Raw genomic sequence first — 8,330 nt, forward strand, 5'->3', positions numbered from 1 at the left:
CTTCAAAGTCAACAATTACAGCAAGAACTTCAGATGTATTTAAAAAAAATATCTTTATTCAATTACAAAAACTTTTCCGAAGCCAATTTCGAGTTTGACAGCAAAATCAACTGTTTTGTAGGCAAAAACGGCATCGGAAAAACCAATGTATTGGATGCCATTTATCATTTGTCGTACGGAAAAAGTTATTTCAATCCGCTAGCCGTTCAAAACATCAAACACGGCGAAGAGTTTTTCGTCATTGACGCCGAATTTGAAAAGAACGAAAGAACCGAACAAATTGTCTGCAGTCTCAAAAAAGGCCAAAAAAAAATACTGAAACGCAATGGAAAAGCCTACGATAAATTCTCGGATCACATTGGGTTCATCCCTTTGGTTATTATTTCCCCAGCGGACAGAGATTTAATCGTGGAAGGAAGCGAAACCAGAAGAAAATTCATGGACAGCGTGATATCCCAATTAGATCCACACTATCTGCAACAACTCATCCAATATCAAAAGGTAATGAGCCAACGCAATGCCTTATTAAAGTATTTTGCACTGAACCACACCTATGATAATGATACCTTATCTATATATAATGAACAGCTAACCGAATTTGGCCAATCCATTTTCGAAAAAAGAAAAGCTTTCATTGCCGAGTTCATTCCCATTTTCAACTTTCACCATCACAATATTACGGGTTCACAGGAATCCGTTCAGTTGATTTATGAAAGCCATTTATTCGAAAATGATTTATTGACGCTCTTACAACAAAGCATCAATAAAGACCGAATGCTGCAATACACCAGTATAGGCATTCATAAAGACGACCTGTCATTTGAAATCGACAATTATCCGATTAAGAAATTTGGTTCCCAGGGACAGCAAAAATCATTTTTGATAGCATTGAAACTTGCACAGTTTGAATTCTTAAAAAAACAAAGTGGCGTAAAACCCATTCTGCTTTTTGACGATATCTTCGATAAATTAGACGAAAATCGCGTGTCCAAAATAATCGAAATGGTCAACAATGACACCTTTGGACAACTTTTTATATCCGATACACATCCCGAACGTACGGAAACAATCGTAAAATCGACACTCCAGAGTTATACTATTTTCAATCTGTAACTTTTATTTAAGATTACTTAAAGATTCAAAAAAGTAAAAATTGCTTAATTTTACACAAATTATAATAATACTTACACCCCGATGAAAATTAGTCACCTATATTTATTTGTTATTTGCTTTATTGCATTTTCCTGCAACGGACAAACGTCACCAGCAGTTAAAACTATTGATGTTACTTCTTATTCAGAGAAAATAAAAGCAACTCCAAATGCCCAAATCCTAGATGTTCGCACGCCCGAGGAATACGCAACGGGACATATCGAAAACTCCGACAATGTGAATTGGCTGAGCGACAGTTTTGTTTTAAGAACAGACAAGTACGACAAAACAAAACCCGTTTTTGTGTATTGCAAAAGTGGTGGAAGAAGTATCAAAGCATCCGAAAAATTAGCTGAATTGGGCTTTACAACCGTTTACAACCTTGACGGCGGAATGCTCAAATGGGAGGCGGCAGGATTGGCAAAACCTGACACTAAAATTATTGGTGTTTGTCCACAGGAATATGCCGAATTATTAAAATCCGACAAAGAAGTATTGGTTAGTTTTTACGCTCCTTGGTGTGCTCCCTGCAAAAAAATGGAGCCTTATATCCTAAAAATGCAAAAAGAAATGGCCGATAAAGTGGTTATCATCCGCTTGAATGCCGACGAAAACAAAACCATTATGCAGGAATTGAAAATCAGTGAACTTCCTACTTTAGTATTGTATAAAAACAAAGCAATAAAATGGCAAAAATCTGGATTCATCAGTGAAGAGGATTTAAAAAACCAATTACAATAAACCGGCCTATGCTATCAAAAGACACCTTACAATTCCTCGAAGATTTAAAAGCCAACAACAATCGTGATTGGTTTCTTGAAAACAAAAAACGTTACGAAACCGTAAAAAAAGACTACTATCAATTGGTCGCTGATTTTCTTGATGCACTTAAACCCCTTGATCCTTCATTAGAGATGTTGGAAGTCAAAAACTGCGTTTTTAGAATCAATCGTGACGTTCGTTTTGCAAAAGACAAATCACCCTACAAAACGAATTTGGGAATTTGGATATCTGCAGGTTCAAAACACACTGAAGCTTCAGGTTATTATGTCCATATAGAAAACGGAAAATGTTTTGTTGGAGGTGGAATATATTGCCCACAACCTGACCAACTTCAAAAAATCAGAAAAGAAATTCACTTTTTCTATGATGATTTGGTCGAAATTATAAACGACAAAAAGTTTCAATCCACATATCAAAGTCTAAACAGGGACGAGAATTCAACTTTGAAAAATCCGCCGAAAGGCTATGACAAAGAAGATCCAGCCATCGAATTCCTGAAATTAAAAAGCTTTACTGCTACACAAACATTCGACACCAAACTGGTGACTCAAAAAGATTTTGTATCTATAATGGTAGAAAAAATGATGGCATTGAAACCTTTCAATAATTTTATCGACAGAGCTTTATATTCGGAATAAATCCAAAAGCAAAACACTCTTAATTACAATTCTTTATGGAGATTTTAAATAATTTTTCTTTAAAAAACTACAATACATTTGGCATTGAAGCCAAAGCCGAACAATTTGTTGCCGTTCACAGTGTCTCCGAATTGAAAAGCATTTTGGAACAAAACAAAAACCAAAAGAAATTCGTTCTTGGCGGAGGAAGCAATATGCTTTTGACAAAAGATATCGAAGCTCTCGTAATCCATATTGATTTAAAAGGAAAAAAAATACTGAAAGAAGATGCCGATTATGTTTGGGTCGAAAGTCAAGCGGGCGAAAACTGGCACGAATTTGTACTTTGGGCGATAGACCAAAACTTTGGCGGAATCGAAAACATGTCACTTATACCCGGTAACGTTGGCACAACACCTGTACAAAACATAGGAGCCTACGGTACCGAAATGAAAGACACTTTTATTTCCTGTGAAGCGATAAATATCGAAAATCAGGAAATGAGAACATTCACCAAAGAAGAATGTAATTTTGGATACCGAGAAAGCATTTTCAAACACGAGGTAAAAGATCAATACATTATAACTTCTGTTGTTTTCAAACTGACGAAACAAAACCATAAAATAAATACTTCGTACGGAGACATCACCGCCGAATTAACCAAAAACAATATTACAACTCCCGGCTTAAAAGACGTGAGTAATGCAGTAATTGCTATTAGAAAAAGTAAATTACCTGACCCTGCCGAATTAGGAAACAGCGGTAGTTTTTTCAAAAATCCAATACTTTTAAAGTCTGATTTTGAAAAAATCCACCAAAATTTTCCAGAAATGAGATTCTTTGATATTTCAGAAACAGAAGTCAAAGTTCCTGCAGGTTGGTTGATTGAAAAAGCTGGTTTAAAAGGAAAACGTTTTGGCGACGCCGGAATTCATAAAAATCAGGCTCTCGTTCTTGTAAATTATGGAAATGCAACAGGAAAAGAAATTTTGGATGTTTCCAAAACTGTTCAAAACACTGTTTTCAATACATTTGGAATACACATTGAAGCTGAAGTGAACATAATATAAATGCTAAAATAATTTCATTCGGGTAAAGATGCTGGTAATAAAAATTTCAAATCCAAATGATCCTAGCGCTTATTCTATAATAGAAGAATTATTACAAAATCTTTATGAACGATTTGGAAGCGACGGCAAAAACTCATTTACAGATTGGGAATACAACAATCCTAAATACGTATTTGTAATAGCCGAATTAAATTCTGAAATTGTGGGATGCGGAGCAATTAGACCGCTTTCTGAAAAAAGAGGAGAAGTAAAACGAATGTTTGCCAAATATCCCAGAAAAAATATTGGACAATCCATTTTGTCTTTTTTGGAAACAAAAGCAAAAGAGTTGGATTATGAAGAATTGGTTTTGGAAACACGAGTGAAAAATAAAGAAGCTTGTTCATTTTATATGAATTCAAACTATATAAAAATACCAAACTACGGTAAATACGTAAATCGTTTAGACGCTGTTTGTTTTCAAAAAACACTTTAAAATCTATAAAAATGTACATTCCAGATTTATATAAAAACGAAGATAAAGAAGCAATCAGAACATTTCTAAAAGCAAATGCTTTTGGTATTCTCATCAATCAAACTAACGGAAAATTATGGGCAACCCACATTCCATTAGAGCTAGAAATCAACAAAGAAGGTGAAGAAGTTTTGATGGGACACATCTCAAAAGAGAACCCGCAATGGACAGCATTTGAATCTAACAACCAAGTTTTAGCAGTATTTACAGGACCTCACTCCTATATTTCTCCATCTTGGTACGACCACGAAAATGTCCCAACCTGGAATTACTCGGCCGTTCATATTTACGGAAAAATAAAAATCATTGAAGGAGACGCCGTAATCGATACGCTGACCAAACTTGTGGACAAGTATGAGCAAAATTCCAAATGTCCTGTTCGTGTAGCTGATTTATCAAAGAAAACAATGATGCAGACCCGAGGAATTGTAGCTTTTGAAATCAAAATAGAAGAAATTCAAGCGCAAACCAAAATGTCGCAAAACCGAGATGACAAAAATTATTCCAATATTATTTCCGAATTAGAAAAAACAGAAAACCCTCAATCCATGGCTGTAGCAAAAGAAATGGCTAAAAATAGAAAGTAATTACTGATTTTACATTGATAATTGACAATTGCTAATTACATTTGCAATCGTTTTTAAAAGCCAAAAAATACAAATGATGCTAACCTTTACTTTATATTTTTTTATTGCAATAGTTGTCATTCAACTTTTTTATTATCTAGTAGTTTTTGCAAAATTTTCTTTTGCAAGAGCGCAGGAAATTGAACCTAAAAACATTCCAATTTCTGTAATTGTTTGTGCCAAAAACGAAGAAGAAAATGTTATTAAATACATTCCTTTATTGGCTGAACAAAATTATCCAGATTTTGAAATTGTCTTGATAGATGATGCTTCGAGAGATAACACTTTGGACATTTTTGAAGAATTTGAAAAACAGTACCCTAACATTCGTTTGGTTAAAGTAAAAAATAACGAAGCTTTTTGGGGAAACAAAAAATATGCTTTAACGCTGGGTATTAAAGCCGCAAAAAAAGAATATCTGTTATTTACTGATGCCGATTGCTATCCCACTTCCAAAGATTGGATAACAGCTATGAGTTCCCAATTTACAAAACAAAGAACCATCGTTTTAGGCTATGGAGGTTATGAAAAAATAGCTAATTCTTTTTTGAATAAGATAATCCGATACGAAACTTTGCTTACTGCCACCCAATATTTTTCATGGGCAAAAATGGGCAAACCTTATATGGGTGTAGGCCGTAATTTAGCGTATAAAAAAGAAGAATTTTTCAATGTAAACGGTTTTATCGATCATATCCAAGTTCGATCTGGAGATGACGATTTATTCATTAATCAAGCAGCAGATTCAGACAATACAACAATTGCTTATTCTTCAGAAAGCTTCACATATTCAGCTCCAAAAACCACTTTTAAAGATTGGTTTACTCAAAAAAGGAGACATGTTGCCACTGCCAAATATTACAAAACATTTGACAAAATACAATTAGGACTTTTCTTTAGTTCACAATTGTTGTTTCTGTTATTACCGATAGTATTACTAGCTTTTCAGTTTCAATGGATATTAGTATTAAGCCTTATTGGGTCTCGATATTTAATTACTTGGATTGTTACTGGATTTGCAGCTGGAAAATTAAAAGAAAAAGATGTGATGTATTGGTATCCAATTATAGAAATTATACTTATATTCACTCAAATTAATATCTTTATAACCAATATCTTCTCAAAACCTGCGAATTGGAAATAAGCAAACAAATAGAAAAAGCAAAAAAAGGAAATCAAGTTGCCTTTACTTTTCTATTGGATTACTATTGGAATGAGGTATATGGTTTTATGCTAAAACGCACTGAAAACGAAACCACTGCTGAAGACATTACCATAGAAACATTCTCCAAAGCATTTGATAAAATAGCCACATATAACTCCGAATTTCAATTCAATACCTGGTTGATTTCTATTGCCAAGAATGTTCATATCGATTTAATCCGCAAAAAAAAATCAAGCCTTTTTATTGAAATCACAGACGAGCAAGACCAAACTGCCTATAATGTAGCCGATACTACTCCATCGGCTGAAGATGTATTAATTACCGAACAAAATCTTTCACAACTATTGCAATTCATTAAAGAATTGAAACCTCATTATCAAGAAGTGATTCAGCTACGTTATTTTCAGGAAATGAGTTACCAGGAAATTGCCAATAAAATAGACGAGCCGTTAAGCAATGTAAAGATCAAATTACTTCGTGCCAAAAAATTACTTTCTGAAATTATACAGAATAGAAGATAATTTCATCAAAAGATCTTGCTAACCAGCAGTTAGAAAAACACACTACCCAACTACATTAGAATTTCGAAAACTTAATTATATTAACAGAACTTAATTTGTTAAATAATCGTAGTTATATTCAATAAATATTTCTATATTTACTCAAAACAATACCTATTTAACAATTTTATTAAAAATATAATCACATTCCCATATACTAAAATTCCTGTTATTTGCGTTAGAAACTAAAACTACTTTAGCTTATGATTTAATTATTACTTAACCATTAAATCCATGAATTATGTCTAAATCAAACATCTTCGAAACTAGCTGGATTGACCTTGTATTCGAAAACAGAAACAAAGAGTACGGCGCGTATCATTTACGCCAAGAAAACACAAAGACATCCTTATTTGCGCTCTTTATGGGAGTATCACTTTTGACTGCGGCCATTAGTATACCAATGGTTTATAATTATCTAAATCCAGAACATCGGATTCCATCATTAGTCCCCGACTTACCACAAATTGTAGTCGTGGATATTGATCCTTATGTACTACCTGAAGCAAAAGTCGAAGAAGTGGTTATTCCTGAAATTAAAAGACCAATTACAGAGAACATAAACACCAATGCACAACTTATAAATCCTGAAATCGTTCAAGCCGCATTGGCAACACCAGAAAAAATTGCTACCAATACCGAACTCAAAAACACTATTGACACCAGTACAGCAAACACAGGTGGTGCAGGTGTAGGAACAACTCCTTCAACTGGCACAGCTATTACAAGTAATTCTGGCATTACCGACACTTCCATCCTAACTAGTAATATGGTTGATAAAATGCCTGAATTTCCGGGTGGTATCAAAAAATTCTACACTTATGTTGGCAATAATTTTGAAAAACCAGAATTAGAAAGCGAAAATGCAATCCGAGTAAGTGTTTCATTTGTTATTGAAAAAGATGGAAGTATGACGGATATAAAAGTTTTAAAAGACCCTGGTTATGGCCTAGGAGCTGAAGCTATTCGTGTTTTGAAATCATTAAAAACGAAATGGTCTCCAGGTATGTTTGAAGGCAAGGCGGTTAGAACTTCCTATAATTTACCAATTACGATTCAGCCTAATTAGGCTTTAAATTAAAAAAGAGAAAGCTGAACTTTTGAAGTTCAGCTTTCTCTTTTTTAATAGGTCTTATATGAAATTTTATTTTTTCTTTTTAGTAGTTTTCTTCTTCTTGGTCGTTGTTGCTTTTTTTACTGGAGTTGTTACAGCAGGCTTTTTTACATAAAGTTTATACAAACCGTCTTTTTCTGCCCTTGCTTTGGCTTCATCCGCTCGTAAACTAGAATCAGGATGCGAACTCATCATTTGATCAATAAATGAACTCTGAGCACCTTCACTCATTTTAGCCAATATTCTAAAAGCAGATTCCTCAGCATTTACATCATATCCATTTTTTTTCATAAATTCATATGCAAATAAATCGGCTTCTGATTCTTGTTTACGACTGTATTTACTATCAATCATCGCACTACCAATTTTAGCCAATTGACTATCGGTAACAGCAGCTACTTTTGTAGATTGTGAAGCTGCAGCATCAATCAAAGCTTCTTTTTGATACGCCGCTTTCATGGCATCTCTGGAATCATGATTATTAACGTGACCAATTTCATGACCAATTACCGCTATTAATTCATTATCATCCATTACATCCATCAAACCAGAAAAAACACGTACACTACCATCTGCAGTTGCAAAAGCGTTGATATCTTTAGTAAGATACACTTTATAATTCAAGGTGTAAAACTCCCCTTTTGTGTATTTCCCAAAAACTTTAGCTAAACGAATCGCGTAAGGATCTGTAGGCCCTGCCACTTTATTTTCAGCATCCATTTTATCTAC

The 8,330-nt window shown here is 34.0% G+C and carries 10 protein-coding genes; 9 read left to right on the plus strand and 1 reads right to left on the minus strand.

The genetic code is table 11. From position 1 onward, the window contains the following. Nucleotides 1-33 precede the first annotated feature (33 nt). The 9 genes from recF (at nt 34) to VFS71_RS18275 (ending at nt 7,556) form a co-directional block, all read left to right on the plus strand. Complete coding sequence (gene recF, locus VFS71_RS18235; protein WP_326403063.1) at nt 34-1,113, plus strand: DNA replication/repair protein RecF; 1,080 nt, start codon at nt 34-36, stop codon at nt 1,111-1,113. Between the two features lie 81 nt (nt 1,114-1,194). Then, nucleotides 1,195-1,893 (plus strand): thioredoxin domain-containing protein, encoded by a 699-nt coding sequence (locus tag VFS71_RS18240; RefSeq protein ID WP_326403053.1) that lies wholly within the window; start codon nt 1,195-1,197, stop codon nt 1,891-1,893. An 8-nt stretch (nt 1,894-1,901) separates the two neighbouring features. Next, a complete protein-coding gene (locus tag VFS71_RS18245; RefSeq protein ID WP_326403054.1) occupies nt 1,902-2,573 on the plus strand; it encodes a DUF2461 domain-containing protein in 672 nt (223 codons plus the stop codon). 35 nt (nt 2,574-2,608) lie between these two features. Beyond that, entirely contained in the window at nt 2,609-3,622 is a 1,014-nt protein-coding gene (gene murB / locus VFS71_RS18250) for a UDP-N-acetylmuramate dehydrogenase (protein WP_326403056.1), read from the plus strand. Nucleotides 3,623-3,650: 28 nt separating this feature from the next. Continuing rightward, entirely contained in the window at nt 3,651-4,097 is a 447-nt protein-coding gene (locus VFS71_RS18255; RefSeq protein ID WP_326403058.1) for a GNAT family N-acetyltransferase, read from the plus strand. Between the two features lie 11 nt (nt 4,098-4,108). Further along, complete coding sequence (locus tag VFS71_RS18260) at nt 4,109-4,723, plus strand: FMN-binding negative transcriptional regulator (RefSeq protein WP_326403059.1); 615 nt, start codon at nt 4,109-4,111, stop codon at nt 4,721-4,723. A gap of 76 nt (nt 4,724-4,799) precedes the next feature. Continuing rightward, nucleotides 4,800-5,906, plus strand: a complete 1,107-nt coding sequence (locus VFS71_RS18265; RefSeq protein WP_326403064.1) for a glycosyltransferase — start codon at nt 4,800-4,802, stop codon at nt 5,904-5,906. Next, nucleotides 5,897-6,448: an RNA polymerase sigma factor gene (locus VFS71_RS18270; RefSeq protein ID WP_116797322.1), complete on the plus strand. Its 552-nt coding sequence runs from the start codon at nt 5,897-5,899 to the stop codon at nt 6,446-6,448. The genes VFS71_RS18265 and VFS71_RS18270 overlap by 10 nt, the downstream gene beginning before the upstream one ends. Nucleotides 6,449-6,728: 280 nt before the next feature. After that, entirely contained in the window at nt 6,729-7,556 is an 828-nt protein-coding gene (locus VFS71_RS18275) for an energy transducer TonB (protein WP_326403060.1), read from the plus strand. Between the two features lie 75 nt (nt 7,557-7,631). Here the strand turns inward: VFS71_RS18275 and VFS71_RS18280 are convergent. Continuing rightward, nucleotides 7,632-8,330: M48 family metalloprotease (locus VFS71_RS18280; RefSeq protein ID WP_326403062.1), on the minus strand; the 699-nt coding region annotated here is incomplete at its 5' end.

It is taken from the genome of Flavobacterium sp., from assembly GCF_035760125.1.
GTDB lineage: Bacteria > Bacteroidota > Bacteroidia > Flavobacteriales > Flavobacteriaceae > Flavobacterium.